We start from the raw sequence: 18,058 nt of genomic DNA on the forward strand, positions 1-18,058 counted from the left end.
TGGTAGGTACTTACGATTCGGACTACAATCCGTAAGCGCTTAGATTCTTAGATAAAGTTATTTCCACAATTTAACGGCTACAGTCACTATACATGAAACAATTACAGACCGAAATCAAGGAGTTTATTCAGCAGCGGGACTGGCAGAAATACCATTCTCCAAAAAATCTGGCCATGGCATTGAGCGTTGAAACAGCCGAACTGCTGGAAATATACCAGTGGTCCAGTCAGTCAGAAAGTGAAAAGGTTTCCGGTGAAACCCTTCGCCATATTGAAGAAGAGATAGGAGATGTAATGATCTACCTCACTACTCTCGCCTCGGCTCATGGCCTTGATCCGATCAGCGCGGCCCGTAAAAAACTGAAAAAGAATGCTCTCAAATACCCGGCTGAGTAACAGGTTTGACTCAATCACTTGCCTTACAGCATACCACCAATCAGGGGGGAAGCAAGAAGGTCAGCTACTTTCGCTGCATAGATTCGCTAACTCCTCAGAAAGTATCCCCTGATCGAGGCCCAGCTCGTCGGCAAACCCACTTAATTCATCGAAGGTACAGTTCAGCGCAGATGATTGCAGCCCTTCTGCCCTCTCCTGGGCCTCAACCTTTAAAATCGACTGCAAAGACAAGGAAACTTTCTCCGCAAACCGCCCCATGTCAAATTCTTCACGTGCACAAAATTGTTTGAATCTTCTATAATTGTGGATTGAACGTTGTATTCCACGATATGCCGGGGTTCCCCTGTTTTCTGCCTGAAGGTCTCTCAGTACTATTTCCCTGTACCTTTCGGCTGCTGCCTCTTTAAGAAACATATGCTCATTTTCCTGTAGGGCAAGCCTTGGACCTTCTTCATCTCTGGTGAGAAAAAAAATTGCTGAATGATATGCCACTTCCGGCATTTCACCGGAGTGACGCACCACAAACCACTCATCTTCCAGAAAATCGTTTACTTCTTTCATTCCGAACCATTACGACCGAGCCCGAAAACATTTCGAAGGGTCTCGATTTTCACCTGTGTCTTATCATGCTCTCCGCAACTTCCTGATTTCAGGTATTGAAGAGGGTCATAGAGTATTCTCGAGGAGATCGCTGCAGCCATCTTTTCGACTGATTTGCGTTCTTTCGCACTGAGTGAAGAGATTTTTGAAAGTGTCTTTTCAAGCTCAATACTACAAATATCATCAGCTTTTCTACGCAGATCCTGAATAGTCGGGGTGAGCTCCATACCATCAAGCCAGCGACCAAACTTCATCGTCTCTTCTTCAACAATGCGACCCGCCTTCAACGCTTCCCGATCACGCTCTGAACGATTCATCTCAACGACCTGGCTCAAATCGTCAATATCATACAGATAAAGATTCTCCAGGTCATTCAAGTTGGGATCAAGATCTCGGGGAACTGCGATATCAATAAAAAACAGTGGTTTATTACGCCTGGAACGCATCACAGGCTTCAGCTGCTCCTTATGCAGTATCATATTCGGCGCACCGGTAGAGCTGATTATGATATCGACCTTTTCAAGCTGGGTGAGCAGTTCGTCAAAAGATACGGCATGACCGTTGAAACGCTGAGCAAGATCCACCGCCCTGGAAAAAGTCCGGTTGACCACGGTAACAGAGACAACACCCTGGCCAACCAGGTGTTGAGCTGCCAGTTCAGCCATCTCCCCCGCACCAACAAGCATGACATGCTTGTCCTGAAGGTCACCAAATATTTTTCTGGCAAGTTCAACCGCGGCAGAGCTTATTGAAACAGCCGAAGAGCCTATCCCTGTTTCTGTCCTGATACGCTTGGCGACAGAAAAAGACTTATGCAACAGCCTGTTCAAAAGAGGGCCGGCTGTGCCTAGCTCTGTCGCGTATCGATAGGCTTCCTTCAGCTGACCGAGAATCTGCGCCTCGCCGACAACCAATGAGTCAAGACTGGCCGCAACCGTAAATAGGTGCTTCACCGCCTCATTGCCGTTGTACACATAAACGTAGTCTCTCCAGGCACTGGCGGGCGATTCGTTGCCAAACAGGAACGTAATGAGCTGCTCTTCCAGCTCTTCACCGGCAATACCCACCACCAGAACTTCAACCCTGTTGCAGGTAGAGAGCAGATAACACTCTTTACAGCCTGGTATCTGCACCAGTTGTCTGAGCGGTTCCTCATAGCCACTGGAAAGAGCAATTTTCTCGCGAATTTCCACCGGTGTGTTTTTGTGATTCACACCAACAAGGATAAAACTTTCTTTCGGCATCCGTCTACGCGCCTCCAAGCGGATACATTACACCCAGGAGGGTGAACAACAATGTCGCAAAACCAGCTACTGCCATAATCGCGGTTCTCTTGCCACGCCATCCTGCGGTAAAACGCTGGTGAATCATTACCAGATATAAAATCCAGGTCACCATGGACCAGATCTCTTTGGGGTGCCACTGCCAATATGTGCCCGAGGCCTGTTTCGTCCAGAGCGAACCCGTTACGATTCCCAGCGTCATAAAGACGAAACCCGCGGCAACACAATGGCTGTTCAACTGATCAAGTGCGTCGAGCGACGGTAACCTTGCAAAGAAATAACCAAAGGTTTTTCTCTTGAGTTCCCTTTCCTGCAGCAGGTACATGAGCGCACCGCAAAAAGCGAGCGAGAAGAAGGCATAGGCAAAGAGGGATAAACTCGCATGAATCGGCAAATACCAGCTCTGCAATACCGGTTTTAAGGGCAGGATTTCACGGGATGCCATCGCTGCCGCAATCAGCAGGAACATGATCAGCCAGGAAACGAAGGTCCCAAAATTTTTGACTGTGTATCGCCAACGAAAGGATAGATACGCCAGAGTGGTCGCCCAGGCAAAAAACATCACCGCTTCATGGGCACTGGTTATGGGTGTGTAACCGGCGAGTAAAAGCCTCGAGCCGATATATAGAGTCTGTAACACTCCCGACAGGATAAGAATCATCCTGGCGACTTTACGCACCTTGCCATTCTGGCTTACAAAAAAGACCAGGTATAATACACAGGCCAGAAATGTTGTCCCCAGTACTGCCTGAAAAAATACAAAGCTCAATTCTTTCATTTCACACCTGGATTCTCATGCGGAACATTCCGAACAGCTACCCCACTTCATTACAACTCTCCCCTACCTTCCGTGCGGCCAGAAGAGGCCATCATTCAGATTGGAAATTCCTTCCATTATCGAATCTATATCAGCTTGGGCCGGAAGCGATTCCTGCAGAATAGTCCGAACCTTTTGCCATTCACCTGCCTCGGCGTATTGCACAATACCTGCTCTCAGCATTAGGTGAAAAATCTTCCTGTTTTCCTCTGAATTGTTGGCGTCAGTCACCACAATTGCCCGAACCCTCGCAAACAACTCGACGATTCCACCATACTCGGGCCCAAACTGTTGTTCAAGCTGTTCACGAATACATTTTGACAAAGCCGGGCTGGCGCCCCCTGTGGATATTGTCAGCAACAGATCACCGTGACGTACCTTCGCCGGGATCTGAAAATCACAACGTGCAGGGTCATCAGCACTGTTAAACAGTATTTTTCGCTCGTAAGCCTCTTTTGCTACATCCTCCTGCACCTGCCCGCTATCAGTAGCCGCAAAAACCAGAAAGGCATCCTGCAAATCACCGGGCTCATACCCCCGTCGATCTACAGTTATCGCCCCGCCAGCCTCCAGTGGTGTAAATGCTTCAAGCACCACAGGGCTGATAACTTTCACTTTTGCATTACAACCCACCAACGCCTTCACCTTACGGAGTGCAACCTGCCCGCCCCCGATGACCACGCAGAGTCGTCCTGTTATATCAAGATTTATAGGAAAAAACTGCATAGTATCTCCTTGGGGACTGCTACAGGCTACAATGTAGATACAAAAAAAAAACGCTCTGATTATCCGCAAATATACAACAATAAAATCGGAAACCATCCATCAAACTCTGCTTGAGTTGGGTTAAACGCTACCAAAAGCAACCCAGCTCGCTGCAGGTTTATCGATAAATCAGATGCATTAACTGGAAATTATTATGCCTTTTTTCTGAGACGATTGACAATTATTGTGACATCCTTGCCATCTTTTCTAAACTGCTGTGCCTTACCCGCAATCTCGTAATCCTTGCCGGCAAGTTCAAGAAACTTCGGCAGGCTCTGCCTCCTGGCATCGTGCGCCAGGAAAATCAGACCGTCTTTTTTGAGGTACGTATTAAAGACATCAAGTAATGGCTGAAAAAACTCTTCCCTGAAGAGAACTTCTGCTCCGGCAAGCACGTCAAACGGCTCCATCTCCGGCGGATCCAACCAGTCAAGCATGGAACATTTGACATTGTCCAGGCCTGACGCGGCGGCACTGACACGCTGAAAATCGAGAATAACATCTTCATAGTCTGTGATGGTGACGTCAAATCCGTTCACTGCCGCAGCCAGGCCGGGAGCACCCAACCCCGCCCCCACTTCGAGCAGACGCTTTCCGCCACTGTTCGGTAATCCGTGCAGGGTATAGGCAAGGATTATTGCAGACTCCCACAACTTTACCCAGAATGGGAATTCAGAAACGTTCGCAAAGGGGTCTTTGCCATCAAGAACTTCTTCGAGATCGGCAACGGTTAAGAGGCGGACAGCATCTTCACCGAATTTCAAACGGTCGAAAGTGAGTGAGTATTTCTTGCGCAGTCTATTGTAAATGTCCCGTTCTAGTTCGGGAAGAGTTCGAATATCCATAATTACCTTGTATTCAGCAACGATTAAAAAAATTCGCTGGTTTTACCCAAACAGCTGATGAGCAAAACCCAGCACAGCGACGGCCAGACAATAGTAGCCAAAATATTGCAGACGGTTTCGACGTACCAGATCAAGCAGCAAAACGATAGCAAAATATCCGGCTGCTGCAGAAACCACTGTACCAATACCGAGACTGAAAAGCATTTCCCTGGGTGGAGGCTCTGCAAACAGTTCACGGGACTGCAATACGCTAGCCCCGACAATAGCAGGGATAGACATGATAAAGCTGAACTTAGCAACAACCTCACGGTTTATTCCAAGCAACATGCCAACAAAGATAGTCGAGCCGGAACGCGACAAACCCGGCATTATAGCACACGCCTGGGCACAACCTATGAGAATGCTCCGTGGAAGATTAAGCTCTTTACCACGATCCTGAACATATTTTGACAGCAACATGATTGTTCCTGTAATCAGCAACATTGAATAGACAATATTCAGGTTACGAAATAAACTTTCGACACTTCCCTTCAGAAACAGGCCTACGAATACCGCCGGCAAAGTGGCGAGGATCACATAGAAATCCCACTTCAGATACATGCGACTCTCTTCATCACCGTTACCGCTCCAAACCTTGAATGGAGCCACAATCATCGCCCAGATATCTTTACGAAAGACCACAACCACTGAAAACAACGTCCCCAGATGAAGAAAAACGTCAAAGACTACCCCCTGGTGCTCAAAATCCAGCAATTCAGAAAAAATCACCAGATGGCCAGAGCTTGAGATTGGAAGAAATTCGGTCAACCCTTGAATAATTCCCAAAGTTATGGCTTTAAAAAGTTCCACAATATAGTCCTGAAGGGTAAATTGTTTTTGTTACCTGATATTTGTCAGGAGACAACAAAAAAAAAGGTCGGTTGATAAAGCTATCAACCGACCCGACAGAATAACGAAAACGAAGGACTATGTCAATTAGCAACCCTCGATAGCAGCTCCCTTCTTAGGAGGGGTTATTTTGACTTTGTCGCCAGGTGCCAATTTATCTGCCTTCTCACAGGTCATTGTTACCTTGTCGCCATCAACTGCATCAACGGTGCACTTCAGTTTAGCTGCAAAAACAGAACCAGCGGTACTCAGTGCGAACATCATAGCCATCGCCAATACGATAGTTTTTTTCATGACAAATCTCCTTGAGGTCTCATGTAATTGCCGGACACCCATCCGGTTTGAAAACTAAGTATAACCACAGCGTAGTATACTATTTAGTTAACCTCTAAGATACTATTTTACCTGAAAGTTGTCAATCGCTCTTCTCGTAGCTAAATCGATAGGGTATCAGTCCATTATACTCTTTATATCCTTGGTCAGTGTCGATTTTGGAACATAGCCAGGATATTTTTTTACGACGTTCCCCTTCGCATTAACTAGAAATGAGACTGGTACTCCATAGACGCCACCGAAGTTTTGCATGGTCTCGTTGTCTGCCATCAGTACCGGATAGTTAATCTTCTTCTTTTTCACCAGCTTTGCCACGGTTGCTGGACCCCCCTGATCTACAGAGAGGGCAATGATCGAGAACTTATCCTCCCCATAGGTCTTCTGCAGATCCATAAAAGTCGGAATTTCTTCGATACATGGAGGGCACCAGGTTGCGAAAAAGGAAATCAGCAACACCTTGCCTTCATACTTCTTGCTGTCTACCTCAATACCATCAACCGCTCGTTTCAGCGTGAACTGAGGCATTTGAGCTGATGAACCGGCATTGCTGTGTACAGCCATACCCAATGTCATCATCATGGTGATGGCCCCAACAAGAATAGACCTGGAAATTTTTTTCATAAATGCTCTCCCACGAAGATTTCAAATTCAAATCGCATGTGCTATACTCTGCCGTCAGATTATTCGATTGAGATGGAATGTCAACCGTAACGGTCAGCCACATCAGCCATAACGCGCTCGATATGGCTGCATCTATTTTATTAAACGATTAATTTCTATTCACTGCAATACAAATTATTATGTCTTTTTTTTTAAAATGGGTGATAAAGCGGTCCCTTCGAGCAACATCTCAACCCCGGACCGCTGTCCAATGACTGTTCAGTGCAAGCAGCCATTATACCGGACGGCTCCATCCCGACAGAGACACATCCGTCCAGTGATCTCCCCCATGCAATAGGAAACTGTTATGAGAAGAATTTCCGTATTTTCTGCAGCACGTGGTGTTGCCGCTTTGATATGTTTTACTTTCGTTACACTATTTACGACTCCGCTACCGCTCCAGGCAGCGCAACTTGTTGATAAGGTTGTTGCAGTTGTCAATAACGAAATCATCACCCTCTCGGAACTCAATGAGGAAGGTAAAACAGTTTTCAAACGTATTGCCGCCACAACACCTGCCAATCAACTGGAAGACACCCTCATGCATGCGCGGGAGGATATCCTGGACAGCCTGATTGATAAACGCCTCATCGCCCAGAAAGCCGCAGAAAACCATATCCGCGTCGCTGACAGTGAGGTGGATGCAGCTCTCGACTCCACCATCAGACGTAACGGAATTACCAAAGAGATGCTGCTGGTAAAACTTGCAGAAGCCGGCCTCGACGAGGCCACATATCGTTCCACACTCAGAAGCCAGATTTTACAGTCCAAACTGGTTGGCGCAGAGGTTCACTCAAAAATCGTCATCACCGAAGACATGATTCAAGAGCACTACCGTGAGCAATACACCTCCAAAATCGCCAATGGTGCATATTATCTTCTACAAATGGGTTTCAGCTGGGAAACACCTGATGGAGGCGACCAAAGCAGTGCCACGCTCTACGCCAACAAGGCAGATGCCCTGAAACGTGCCGAACGAATCCATAAACTTGTTGTCGCAGGTCAGGATTTTGGCGCGCTTGCGCAAAAATACTCTGATCTGCCATCAGCCGAAGATGGCGGCGATCTTGGTACCTTCCTGCTTGATGACATGGCATCAGACATGAGAAGTGCGGTTGCTGAACTCAATAATGGTGAAGTGAGTGAAATAATCGAGACACATTCCGGCTATCAATTCTTCAAAGTATTATCGGCCGGAGAAGACGCATTGGTCGAAAAAGCATCTTACGAGTCTGTCCGGGAAGAAATCAGAAGCGCTCTCTTTGAGGTTGAGGCAGAAAGAACTTACGAAAAGTGGGTTAAAGAGCTCAAGGACAAGGCATACATCCAAAAGCTGTAATAGTGTCAGCTCTATTCGAAAGTACAACAGGAATAGCTTAAATGACCAACGAATCACTTAATACTGTAGACGAATCTTTAGGCCAGTTTCTCCGCAATACCCGCAAAAATCAAGGGTATGATTTTGACAGGATCTGTACTGAAACCAAAATCTCGCGTTCAAACCTTAGAGCAATGGAGTCAGACGATTATGCAGCTCTGCCGGCCGATGCTTTCGCGAAAGGTTTTTACAATATTTATGCGAAAGTACTGGGGCTGGACCCGAATGAAACTATCGCCAGGTTCATTGCCGAACGAGGCTCCGCCTCACCTGGCAAAAATCAGGATATCCACAACCCTCCGGCCAGGAAAGCCCAGAAACAGCTTGGTAATATGGCTGAACCTTCAGGGGTTTCGCCGCTTTCAACCATCGGGCTTGCCCTGCTCTTGCTGATCGTGATCGGTGCAGGCATATGTTGGCATTTCAATATAAATCCGGCTACTTTTATCAGCGAAAAACTTCGTGGCATGCAGTCCACCGAAACAACAGAAGCTTTTCCCGAGTCTGAAGAGGGTAATAACGACGGTGACCGGAATAACGATGTCACTCAGCAGAAAAACGACAACTCGACCGGCTATTTTCAGGTGGGAGGAGAATATTTCTCTATCAACAGCAACTCCCGCCTTTGTTAATAACTCCTGAAACGACTCTTCTGATCAATGTCCCCCATCAATCGGGAATCTGAAGGCATCATACTTGATACCCTTGATCATGGAGAGTCTGACTTGATTGTCACCCTCTACTGCCGACATGGGGGAAGAAGTTCCGCAATCGCCAAAGGTGCAAAAAAAAGTAAGCGCAGATTCGTCAACAAGCTCGAGCTGTTCACATTTATTCATGTGCGACTGAAACAGCGTAACACGCGTTCGCTTGCCATTCTGGAAGAGGCCGAACTTCATTCCGCCTTCCTGCCGCTCCGATCTCATATCATTCCTTATACTGCAGCTTCGGTGCTTCGTGAGTTTTGCCTCCTCGCCACCAGGGAAGGTGAAGAAGATGAACGAATCTTCACACTGCTCGTCTGGTCACTGCACCACTTGAGCCTTCCCCAGCCCAGGCTTTCACACCTGCAAATCGTGATGCTCTTTCTCTTGAGATTTTATGATTACATCGGTTACAGACCAGATTTTTCCCTATGTTTTCATTGTGGAAACGATGGACAGGCAGACAGCTCATCCTCATTTGGTTTCAACACCGCCCATGGCGGCCTGATATGCACATCCTGTAAGGGCAGTGGTTTCAGCTCCGCCATTCCCCTGTCCACCGGCACCATAAAAACACTGCAACTCTGCCAGGATACCCCCCTGGACAAACTGCACCGTTTAAAAGTACAGGACAAAAGCCTTTACGAGGCCCTCAACGTCCTGCACCGTTTCGGGAAACACATCCTGCAACGGGATATAATCTCATGGAAGATGCTGCGCCAGACTATCAAGCCTCAACGCCCGAACTGGACTTAGGCCAAATTTTTAAAAAGCATTAGGTTGCGCAAATGTGCCGGGGGCCCGGCATGGCAGATGAGTCATTCAGGTAAGGGCTATACCCTGTAAACCCTGGTGGTCAGATGTAACGAATCTCGCCGCTATATTCGGTCTTCATGGCCCCATCATCAAACTGCAACTGCAGACCACCACCGTCGTCAACACCAATGACGGTCGCCTCATACTGCGGGCTGGTCATTACATCAAAACCAAACACAACCCGCTTACCGATTGTGCTTGAAAGCGACAGCCAGCTCTCCAGCAAACGATGAGTACCTTCAACGCCTGAGTATGTCTCGCCGGCCATCTCCTGCGCCTCTTCGTAATAGATAAGACCGAAATTCCAGGCCAGCTTAGCAAGAAAGGTAGTAGTAAAATCGGTTAGATCAAACTCTCGCCCAAGCTCTTTTGCCAGACTGGTTGCAATGGGGGAAAGCTCTTCCGGGAACGAATTGTTATTGATGTTTATCCCAAAACCTACCAGGTGATACTCTTCGCCATAGCAGGCGCCTGTATGCCCTTCAACCAGAAACCCAGCTACTTTTCTTTGGCCGAACAACACATCGTTGACCCAGCGAAGATTTGCCCCGCCACCGCCAAATTCACGAATTGCCTCACAGCAGGCGACTCCCACGGCAAGCGGCACAAAGCGTTTTGAACTATCCAGCAGAGTGCTCGCATGGAGCATGCAACCCCAAACTCCTCCTGCCGGGGCATGCCAGGCTCGGGTAAATCTCCCCTTCGACCGGCTCATAGTATCCGCAAGAATCACTCTGCCGTTGGCGACTGAACCGCCCTGAGATTCTACCTCATGTACGTGGGCACGGGCATGGTCCATGGCCCGGGGCAATCTCTCATGGCAATCAATGGTGGAGCCGACAAATTGTCCATAGCGCAACACTGCAGCAGAATCGAGGTCTGGACAGCGTTTTTCCCTTAAGGAAAGTTCTTTCGCAAAAGCTTCGGCAAGCAGTTCTGGGGTGGGTTGGTTATGGGCCATGATGAATGTCTCGCCAAAATCGACGAATCCGATTTTTCATGGATTCCAGGTCGTTTTAGCAATTGTGTTGGGGATAGTGCCTTTTCAGGCTATTGCATGGGACAGGCAAAGTTCTGCAATGTTCATATAAGGTCCAGCCAACACAGAGTCAGATACGAAATGTTTAACTCTGTGTTGGATGACAAGCAATCCGCTGATGAAACATTAAACAACAGCACCTCACCCCAAAATAATGGGAGTTGGAGGTAACAGAACGCACGGGAAAACACTCCCGCGCAGGAGTGTTTATTCAGAATCCCAGTCAGCTTTGACCCTGGTGATGATCTTCTGGATGAGCGGTAACTTATCAGGAGCACAAACACCAATCAACGGCTCACCCTGGGGAACAGAGACACCTTGCTTAAAATATACAGAATGGATAACTCCCCGCTCTCCTTTATAATAAACCGGTGTGTCACGCTTCATAAGAGACATGGTAATAATCTCGTCGCCATTTTCAATGGTGACTGATCTCGCACCCTTCTTCTCAATGCGCGATTGAATATCCATAGCAAAGAAATACTTGGCAGTCTCAGGAGCCGGGAAGAGGTAGAGAACATCTTTCAAGATTGACTCAATGATCTCTTTTTTCTTGAGCGGGTGCCTGATAGTCATCAACTTCTCACCTGCTTCAACAAACTGACCATCCAGCTCTGTGCGGATATTCATCACGGTACCATTGGTCTGGGCAGTGACGATTTTAGGGTTACGCTCGCGGTTAATCTCATAAAGTGAAGAACCGGGAATCTGCTGCCACTCGCCTGTTGCGGCATTCACCTCATCCTCTTCAACCACCTTGAACTGCACTCGTCCGGTATGAACGGCATGCACGTCGACGTAATCATATGGATCTGACTTGTATTTACCTATAATATGGTCAAAATCTATTTCGTTTGACATAGTAACAACCTGTTTTCTCTCTCGTTTGTAGAACAATGAATGTTTGAAGGAATATACACACTGTCGCCTGATTGGCAACGTCTGCAGACAATCCTTAGCCCTAAGCAGCCCTACACTGCCGGTATTTCAATGCTCCATTTGGCTCCCCCCCTTACAGGCACCCAATATAAAGATAACACTGGTGATATAGGGGATTACTTTCCGAACCGGATTTTTATTAACACGTATAAAGCATAGAGTTTATACAGAGTTCATGCCACCATGGCAAGAATAAAAAACTCCTCTTTCATCCCGAAACTGCACTCTTTTCCATGCACAAGCCAAGTGTGCCACAGGGGGTCAAATAACTGCAAATACATTAAGAAATCAGCGTATTGCCGGTCAGGAAAAAAGGATTTGCCATGGTCTTGAAAATTTATTGCACCGGATTCAGCCCAACCTCTCAACAGAGGAAAAAAATGATATTTTGATCATATATTGGCTGAACTTGAAAAAAGGGGCGGGCAGCTGCACGTTAACTGGAATTCTTCATGTGATGCAGAATTATTGCGATTTACCTTCGAGAGCAAGAAAATTCCACACTTTAGCATCATCAATGCATCTCATTTAAACGAAGCTCTGCAACTGCCTGCAAATGAAACTTTCGATTTCACAATACACGACCTCGGTTTACCGGACAACTTTGGCCTGGGTACGTTGCACTCTGTTATAGACTTAATAATTGATATCATATTTTAAATTACCCTTTCAGGTTTCCAGCTTTTTTCCGTGGTTTAGCTGAAAGAGTGCTGCCCGCCTGCTCGAACCATCGCTCCATTTTTTCATAATTCAGAAAGCATGTGGTAAGACCGTGCTTGTGTTTTCAGTTTCTTTAAGTACCATGATGCTGATTGCGGACTGAACCTCGTTCTCACCGCCGAACATGATAGAGCGATGACGTTTCGGAGCATCTTCTTTTATCCCGTATAATTTACTCTTTACTCACTTACAATCGCCATGAGCCGATTCTATTCTTCCCGGAAGTTTTATAAAGCCTTAGCAACCGTGCCGATTGGGCTACTGCTTATCGGTTGGTTGCTCTTTTGCTCGCTGCCTTTCTTGCTGAACACCTATATTATTCCGTCAGTACTCCAAAAACATGGTTTTAACCAGCTCAGCGTTCATATCCAATCGTTATCCCCCACATCGCTTACCGGCACCCTCGCTTTAGGCGATAAGAGCAGGCAATCCCTTTCGGTATCGCGCTTCGAAATTACGTTCAATCCTCTTGAGGCTGTTAAGGGTACGATCGACTCCATCCTCATCGATGGCGCCCTGCTCCACCTGGGTACCGAGAATGGTAAACTCAGCTTACAAGGTTTTTCGATCGATACCGCTCACGACAAGGTTCCGGCTGAAAATGCTGCCTTTGATTTATCAACCATTTTGCCATTCACCATCTCCACAATTGACGTTCGTAATTGCCAGATATTCGTTGACCATCAGGACCGCCCCGGACAGCTTGTGGTTATTGATGGTCACATCAAACCATCTTTTATTGCGACGGAACAGAAAACTGTTCTCGACAAGATCACTATCAGTTTGCAATCACGAGGCAACGTGACCGGTTCGGCATCTGCCTCGATAGATATCAATCAGGATATCCATTCCCTGGACTTTTCCATTGAGCTGAAGGACCTTGGGCAGCTCGCTTCCATGGCGGCTGATTTTGGGGCCGGGGCAGAGAGCTTAAGGTTGCGCGGATCCGGCTATCTGGATGGTTCTGCAGAATTTCACACCAGTTCAGGCTCCCTGGAAAATATAGAAGCACAGCTGCAGGTTTCAGATTTTTTACTGGAAGATGGCGATCTCACCCTCCTCTCTGATGCAAAGCCCCTCCAGTTTGATCTTGCCGGTAACTCCGAACAGCTGCACTACACAATTACCAACCTTTCGGCACTCTCACCCCTGCCGGCCAATCTTGCACTCTCGGGGATAATGGTTCCGGCCGAAGTTCAACTCACAGGCCAGGGCGAGATCACTTCAGACATGTTTGAGCAGCCGATCTCACTCAGCATGACACTCGGCCCAAACGGCAAAAATTATTCTGGTGGCATAACCTTATCCGGAGATTATCAGCGAATTGCTCTTGCTGGACAACAGGCGAAAAAGCACCTCGAACTGGGCAAGTACCGACTCATTTCCGAGATAGTTCTTGATAGGGGAAAAATTCATCTGGAAAACAGTTTTAAACTCAGTTCTTTCAAGATCCCGGAACTGGAGCTAAAAGGCAGCGACGCCCAGGCAGCGATATCGTATTCGCTCACCGGGGTAAATGGCATTGCCGAGAGGGCACTGACGCCCGGTACTATCAGTATCGGTTCCCTGTTGTACAGAGATGAGCGCATGGCCAGGCTTCATGCCAAGGTGGCACAGAGAGGGCAATCCATTCGCCTCAGTGGCTCTGTAACATCCCTTTTAGCCAACCCTCTCAATCTCAATTTTGAGGCAACCGTCTCTCCGACCTTTGACATTCAGGCCAGTCTCAAGCTCGAGGAACAATCAGTCAACATCGACAGCCTCCCCTCTTTTATCCCTCTCCCTGAAGAACTCGAATTTGAAGGTAAACTTGCTGCACAGGCCGAGATTGAAGTTTTGCCGAGAAAAACAAATTGGAATCTGCAGCTACAGATCAAAGATGGCGAAGTCACCACGGGGGACGACAAACTCAAACTCAGCGGCATAAACAGTGAACTGACCTTTCCGGGCTTTGCCAATTTCGCCAGCAGCCCCAGCCAGCAGCTCCGCATAAGTAACCTGGAGGCCGGCAATATCAAACTCACCAATGGCCTGATAACCTTTCATCTCGAGGATTCCCAGACCATCTTTATCGAGAAGAGCCGCTTTACCTGGTGCAGCGGCAAGGTGGAAAGCGGCAGCCTCCGTTTTTCCATCAACGATCCTGAAATTTCGACGGTACTCTACTGCGACCGACTGCAATTCTCGGAACTGCTCGGGCAACTGGGTATATCCGAGGCCGGCGGCAATGGTTCCCTCAACGGCCGACTCCCCATATATTACTCAGAAAAAGAGATTATTTTCGACGATGGTTTTCTGTTTTCCACGCCAGGCGATAGTGGTATAGTGAGGCTCAGCAACACGTCAATGCTGCGTCAGGGAATGGGAGACATGGGGCAATCCGCCTATCTTGATTATTCTCTCCAGTCCATGGAAAATTTTTCCTACAACTGGACCAAGCTAACTTTTAACACCAAAGGCGAAGACCTGCTGATAGCCATGCAAATCGACGGCAAGCCTGCCAATCCTCTCCCATACGGGTATAAAAAAGGGCAACTGGTGAAAATGGAAGGGGCCGGGATACAGCATCCAATACGGCTGGACGTAAATTTTCATCTGCCTTTTGCCCAGATGCTCAAGTACGGCCAGAATCTTCAAAAAATCATGGAGAACATGTAATGAACAGCATCTCTACCACTCTCCTCAGAGGTTGCCTGGCGGCAACACTGCTTTTAGCAGTATCCTGCACCAGGCATGAAGTGGAAGTGAAACCCGTAGAAATTAAACCCATTCATATCACCATTGATGTCAACGTCAAAGTTGACCGGGCACTGGATGACTTCTTCTCCGATCTCGACGACTTGCAGGCGGAGTAACAGATAACAGCAATCAGACACACGTTGAGGATTATCATGCGCAAAAAATTCACATTTCTCCCTATTCTGCTTATACTTTTCGCTCTCGCTATCGGCAGTACTACTGTGCTTGCAGCTTCGATCAAAGATCGAATGGCCTCCCGCCTTCCGACTATAACCGCCTTGAAAGATCAGGGCACCATAGGCGAAAATAATAAGGGACTGCTTGAGTATCGTAGCGGTAACAAGCCAGAGCAGGCCACCGTCAACGCTGAAAATCAGGATCGCAGCAAAGTTTACGCGGCAATATCCAAAAAAGAAGGCGTATCCGCCACACTTGTTGGCGAACGCCGGGCAAAACGTATCGCTGAAATCGGCCAGGCCGGTCACTGGTTCCAGGATGGCAGCGGTAAGTGGTATAAAAAATAGCAGTCGAAAGATACGAACGAATTGATTTGTATTTCAATATATTGTTACAGGCAGCACAGGTTGGCAGACAATGAGTAAACCATCCCGCGACAAGTTATTTAAGGTCGATACCGTTCAGGAAGATTTTGTTTTTAATGAAAGGGTCGTCGAAGTCTTTGACGATATGCTCGATCGTTCAATACCGTTCTACCAGGAGGTGATACACTCATCAGCCCGCTTACTCGATGTCTTTTTGCACAGCGGCGATACGGTCTACGACCTTGGTTGCTCCACCGGCACCACCTTGCTGGAATTCAGCCGCCAGCTTGAAGAAAAGGGATTGAATTTCGTCGGCATTGACAGCTCCGAAGCCATGCTTGAAAAAGCACGACTCAAAGCTGAGCTGTACTCCAAGCAAGACCAGCTCAGCTTTTTCAAGGAAGACATTACCAAAATGCAGCATCAGGATGCCGGGGCATTTATACTGAACTACACGTTGCAATTTATTCGCCCCTTGAAACGGGAAGCCTTCCTGCGTACCCTTTTTGAGTCGCTACGCCCCGGTGGAGTACTTTTACTGAGTGAAAAGATCATCTCCCATGACAGAAGGTTGAATCGCGAATACATCGATATTTACCATAATTACAAAAAATCAAAAGGGTACTCGGAGTTAGAGATATCAAGGAAGCGGGAAGCCCTGGAAAATGTACTGATCCCCTTCTCTCCTGAAGAGAATAAAGACATGCTGAAGCACGTGGGTTTCAGTACGGTGGAGACCTATTTCCAGTGGTTCAATTTTGCCTCCTTTGTAGCTGTCAAGCCCTCCTGATCTGCCTCAAACGTATAGAATTTCATGCTGAACATAGAACAACTTCTTGAAATGCTGCCGGCTGATGTACGGCACAAGGAAATACTTGCCTGCCACAATGAGCGGCAAAGCTGGGTCAATCAGCAGAAGAAAGGCTTTTTGAGGTACAGAAATCCTTATCTTGCCCTTTCCGAATACAGTGCCTCCCACACGGATTTTGGCTCGGGAACCGTCACCATAGGCACCGCCGACGAAATCTCCGGTGAGGAGCAGCAGCATATCCGGGACCAGCTCAAGCAATTCATGCCCTGGCGCAAAGGCCCCTTTTCCATCTTTGGCATAGACGTGGATGCGGAGTGGCGCAGTGAACGCAAGTGGCAAAGGCTGGAAGAAAAATTGCCGGATCTGAAAGGCAAGGTCATCGCGGATATAGGCTGCAATAACGGCTATTACATGTTCCGTATGGCCCATTTGCAACCCGCCTTTGTGCTCGGTCTTGAACCATCCGTACAACACTACTACTGTTTTAATTCCCTGAAAAACATGGCCGGGACCGACAACCTGGCAATTGACCTGCTGGGAGTCGAGCACCTGAACTTATTCCCTGGCAGTTTTGATGCGGTATTCCTGATGGGAATTATCTACCACAGGCCATCCCCCATCGATACCCTGCGCGACATCCTCACCTCGCTCAAGCCCGGTGGCAGCCTGCTTCTCGAGTCCCAGGCCATACCCGGGGATGAACCCTACGCTCTTTTCCCAGAAAAGACCTACGCCAAGGTCCCAGGTACGTATTTTGTCCCCACCGGTAGTTGCATCTATAACTGGATGCAAAAGGCCGGTTTTGTCGACATTGAGCTATTGTGCTCGCACCCTATGAGCAGTGAAGAACAACGGCAAACCGATTGGATGGAATTCGAATCCTACTCCGATTTCATTGATCCGGCTAACCGGAATCTGACGATCGAGGGCTATCCCGCCCCCTGGCGAGTGTTCCTCAAGGGTATGAAAAAAGTATAATTTAGTAAGAAAACTATCGTCGATATTGCCTTTGTCCGGTAGCATGTATTTAAATTGACCCACTCGTCAATAATTAACCCAGAGTCACACAAGGAGTCTTATGATGATTAAAGACAAGTGCACACTGTACAGCAGTGGGCTGAAAGGTGCTGAGGAGACCTTTGGTGAAACAGCAGAGCAGTATGGCGTCAACGAGGTCATTTACTCGTTTGAAGGACATAAACTTGCCCGCGACAGAAACGTTACCATTCTCAGCCAGGAAGAACTTGAGCGCGGCGATATCAGCATGGAACTCGCCTCCAGAATGCTGAATCGCACCTACTACGAAACTGAAAAAATCCGCAAAGTTCTGCAAACCATATTCCATATGGTCAACAGCGGTCATCAGGTATTCGTAATCGGATCAATTCAAGACGATGGCTCAGTTAAAGGCGGTACCGGCTGGGCTGTTGAGCTTGCCAAGATGTTCAACCGTCCGCTCCATGTATTTGATCAACCCAAGAAACAGTGGTTCAGCTGGAAAGACAACGGCTGGGCAGAAGATACCCCGAAGATCGAATATGATACCTTTGTCGGTTCAGGTACCCGTTACCTCAACGATGCAGGACGCGATGCAATTCAAAAACTCTTCACCGATTCGTTTGGCGAATAGTTTTTAAAAAAAAGCTAGATAGTCTGTTCAGCCGCAATCGGAATTTTTCGATTGCGGCTTTTTTTGTTCTTATTGCAGGGACGTGGGACGTGGGACGTGGGACGTGGGACGTGGGACGTGGGACGTGGGACGTGGGACGTGGGACGTGGGACGT

The 18,058-nt window shown here is 47.7% G+C and carries 20 protein-coding genes; 10 read left to right on the plus strand and 10 right to left on the minus strand.

The annotated features are described in order from the left end of the window. Positions 1-92: 92 nt before the first annotated feature. On the plus strand, positions 93-395 hold the full coding sequence (locus ACN5NT_RS15950; protein WP_419176092.1) for a nucleotide pyrophosphohydrolase: 303 nt from the start codon (positions 93-95) through the stop codon (positions 393-395). A gap of 60 nt (positions 396-455) precedes the next feature. Here ACN5NT_RS15950 and ACN5NT_RS15955 read toward each other — a convergent pair whose 3' ends face one another. From ACN5NT_RS15955 to ACN5NT_RS15990, 8 genes are all read right to left on the minus strand, one after another. After that, positions 456-956 carry a hypothetical protein gene (locus ACN5NT_RS15955; RefSeq protein ID WP_136796782.1) on the minus strand — a complete coding sequence of 167 codons (501 nt, stop codon included), beginning with the start codon at positions 954-956 and terminating at the stop codon, positions 456-458. Next, positions 953-2,239, minus strand: coding sequence for a glutamyl-tRNA reductase (hemA, locus tag ACN5NT_RS15960; RefSeq protein ID WP_136796783.1), 1,287 nt, complete (start codon positions 2,237-2,239; stop codon positions 953-955). The genes ACN5NT_RS15955 and hemA overlap by 4 nt, the downstream gene beginning before the upstream one ends. Positions 2,240-2,243: 4 nt before the next feature. After that, complete coding sequence (gene ccsA, locus ACN5NT_RS15965; RefSeq protein WP_136796784.1) at positions 2,244-3,056, minus strand: cytochrome c biogenesis protein CcsA; 813 nt, start codon at positions 3,054-3,056, stop codon at positions 2,244-2,246. A 63-nt stretch (positions 3,057-3,119) separates the two neighbouring features. After that, positions 3,120-3,821 (minus strand): precorrin-2 dehydrogenase/sirohydrochlorin ferrochelatase family protein, encoded by a 702-nt coding sequence (locus tag ACN5NT_RS15970; protein ID WP_136796785.1) that lies wholly within the window; start codon positions 3,819-3,821, stop codon positions 3,120-3,122. Positions 3,822-4,012: 191 nt separating this feature from the next. Next, on the minus strand, positions 4,013-4,705 hold the full coding sequence (locus tag ACN5NT_RS15975) for a class I SAM-dependent methyltransferase (protein ID WP_136796786.1): 693 nt from the start codon (positions 4,703-4,705) through the stop codon (positions 4,013-4,015). Positions 4,706-4,747: 42 nt separating this feature from the next. Beyond that, positions 4,748-5,554: an undecaprenyl-diphosphate phosphatase gene (locus ACN5NT_RS15980; protein WP_167495729.1), complete on the minus strand. Its 807-nt coding sequence runs from the start codon at positions 5,552-5,554 to the stop codon at positions 4,748-4,750. Between the two features lie 126 nt (positions 5,555-5,680). Then, the gene (gene extJ, locus ACN5NT_RS15985; RefSeq protein ID WP_419176093.1) at positions 5,681-5,887 is read right to left on the minus strand and encodes a selenite/tellurite reduction operon protein ExtJ; all 207 of its coding nucleotides are present in this window, start codon (positions 5,885-5,887) and stop codon (positions 5,681-5,683) included. Positions 5,888-6,043: 156 nt separating this feature from the next. After that, the gene (locus tag ACN5NT_RS15990; protein WP_136796789.1) at positions 6,044-6,547 is read right to left on the minus strand and encodes a TlpA disulfide reductase family protein; all 504 of its coding nucleotides are present in this window, start codon (positions 6,545-6,547) and stop codon (positions 6,044-6,046) included. Between the two features lie 346 nt (positions 6,548-6,893). Here ACN5NT_RS15990 and ACN5NT_RS15995 point away from each other — a divergent pair, with 346 nt between their 5' ends. The 3 genes from ACN5NT_RS15995 to recO are packed head-to-tail and all read left to right on the plus strand — an operon-like array spanning position 6,894 to position 9,424. Continuing rightward, positions 6,894-7,925, plus strand: a complete 1,032-nt coding sequence (locus tag ACN5NT_RS15995) for a peptidylprolyl isomerase (protein WP_419176094.1) — start codon at positions 6,894-6,896, stop codon at positions 7,923-7,925. Positions 7,926-7,966: 41 nt separating this feature from the next. Beyond that, positions 7,967-8,596: a helix-turn-helix domain-containing protein gene (locus tag ACN5NT_RS16000; protein ID WP_136796791.1), complete on the plus strand. Its 630-nt coding sequence runs from the start codon at positions 7,967-7,969 to the stop codon at positions 8,594-8,596. Between the two features lie 27 nt (positions 8,597-8,623). Next, positions 8,624-9,424: a DNA repair protein RecO gene (gene recO / locus ACN5NT_RS16005; RefSeq protein WP_419176095.1), complete on the plus strand. Its 801-nt coding sequence runs from the start codon at positions 8,624-8,626 to the stop codon at positions 9,422-9,424. 100 nt (positions 9,425-9,524) lie between these two features. On the opposite strand, the gene ACN5NT_RS16010 is transcribed toward recO, so the two are convergent. Further along, positions 9,525-10,445 (minus strand): biotin--[acetyl-CoA-carboxylase] ligase, encoded by a 921-nt coding sequence (locus ACN5NT_RS16010; RefSeq protein WP_419176096.1) that lies wholly within the window; start codon positions 10,443-10,445, stop codon positions 9,525-9,527. 285 nt (positions 10,446-10,730) lie between these two features. Next, positions 10,731-11,384 (minus strand): hypothetical protein, encoded by a 654-nt coding sequence (locus ACN5NT_RS16015; protein ID WP_136796794.1) that lies wholly within the window; start codon positions 11,382-11,384, stop codon positions 10,731-10,733. 996 nt (positions 11,385-12,380) lie between these two features. Here ACN5NT_RS16015 and ACN5NT_RS16020 point away from each other — a divergent pair. The 6 genes from ACN5NT_RS16020 to ACN5NT_RS16045 all read left to right on the plus strand — a co-directional run bounded on the left by ACN5NT_RS16020 (position 12,381) and on the right by ACN5NT_RS16045 (position 17,904). Continuing rightward, entirely contained in the window at positions 12,381-14,840 is a 2,460-nt protein-coding gene (locus ACN5NT_RS16020; RefSeq protein ID WP_419176097.1) for an intermembrane phospholipid transport protein YdbH family protein, read from the plus strand. After that, entirely contained in the window at positions 14,840-15,037 is a 198-nt protein-coding gene (locus tag ACN5NT_RS16025) for a hypothetical protein (protein ID WP_419176098.1), read from the plus strand. Before ACN5NT_RS16020 ends, ACN5NT_RS16025 begins: the two co-directional genes overlap by 1 nt. Positions 15,038-15,073: 36 nt before the next feature. Then, the gene (locus tag ACN5NT_RS16030; RefSeq protein ID WP_136796798.1) at positions 15,074-15,445 is read left to right on the plus strand and encodes a YdbL family protein; all 372 of its coding nucleotides are present in this window, start codon (positions 15,074-15,076) and stop codon (positions 15,443-15,445) included. A gap of 70 nt (positions 15,446-15,515) precedes the next feature. Further along, positions 15,516-16,253, plus strand: a complete 738-nt coding sequence (gene cmoA, locus ACN5NT_RS16035; RefSeq protein ID WP_136796799.1) for a carboxy-S-adenosyl-L-methionine synthase CmoA — start codon at positions 15,516-15,518, stop codon at positions 16,251-16,253. 24 nt (positions 16,254-16,277) lie between these two features. Next, positions 16,278-17,252, plus strand: coding sequence for a tRNA 5-methoxyuridine(34)/uridine 5-oxyacetic acid(34) synthase CmoB (cmoB, locus tag ACN5NT_RS16040; RefSeq protein ID WP_419176099.1), 975 nt, complete (start codon positions 16,278-16,280; stop codon positions 17,250-17,252). Between the two features lie 103 nt (positions 17,253-17,355). Then, positions 17,356-17,904, plus strand: a complete 549-nt coding sequence (locus ACN5NT_RS16045; protein ID WP_136796913.1) for a hypothetical protein — start codon at positions 17,356-17,358, stop codon at positions 17,902-17,904. The last annotated feature ends 154 nt before the right edge of the window (positions 17,905-18,058 follow it).

The sequence above is a fragment of the Desulfosediminicola sp. genome (assembly GCF_048381775.1).
GTDB lineage: Bacteria > Desulfobacterota > Desulfobulbia > Desulfobulbales > Desulfocapsaceae > Desulfopila > Desulfopila ganghwensis.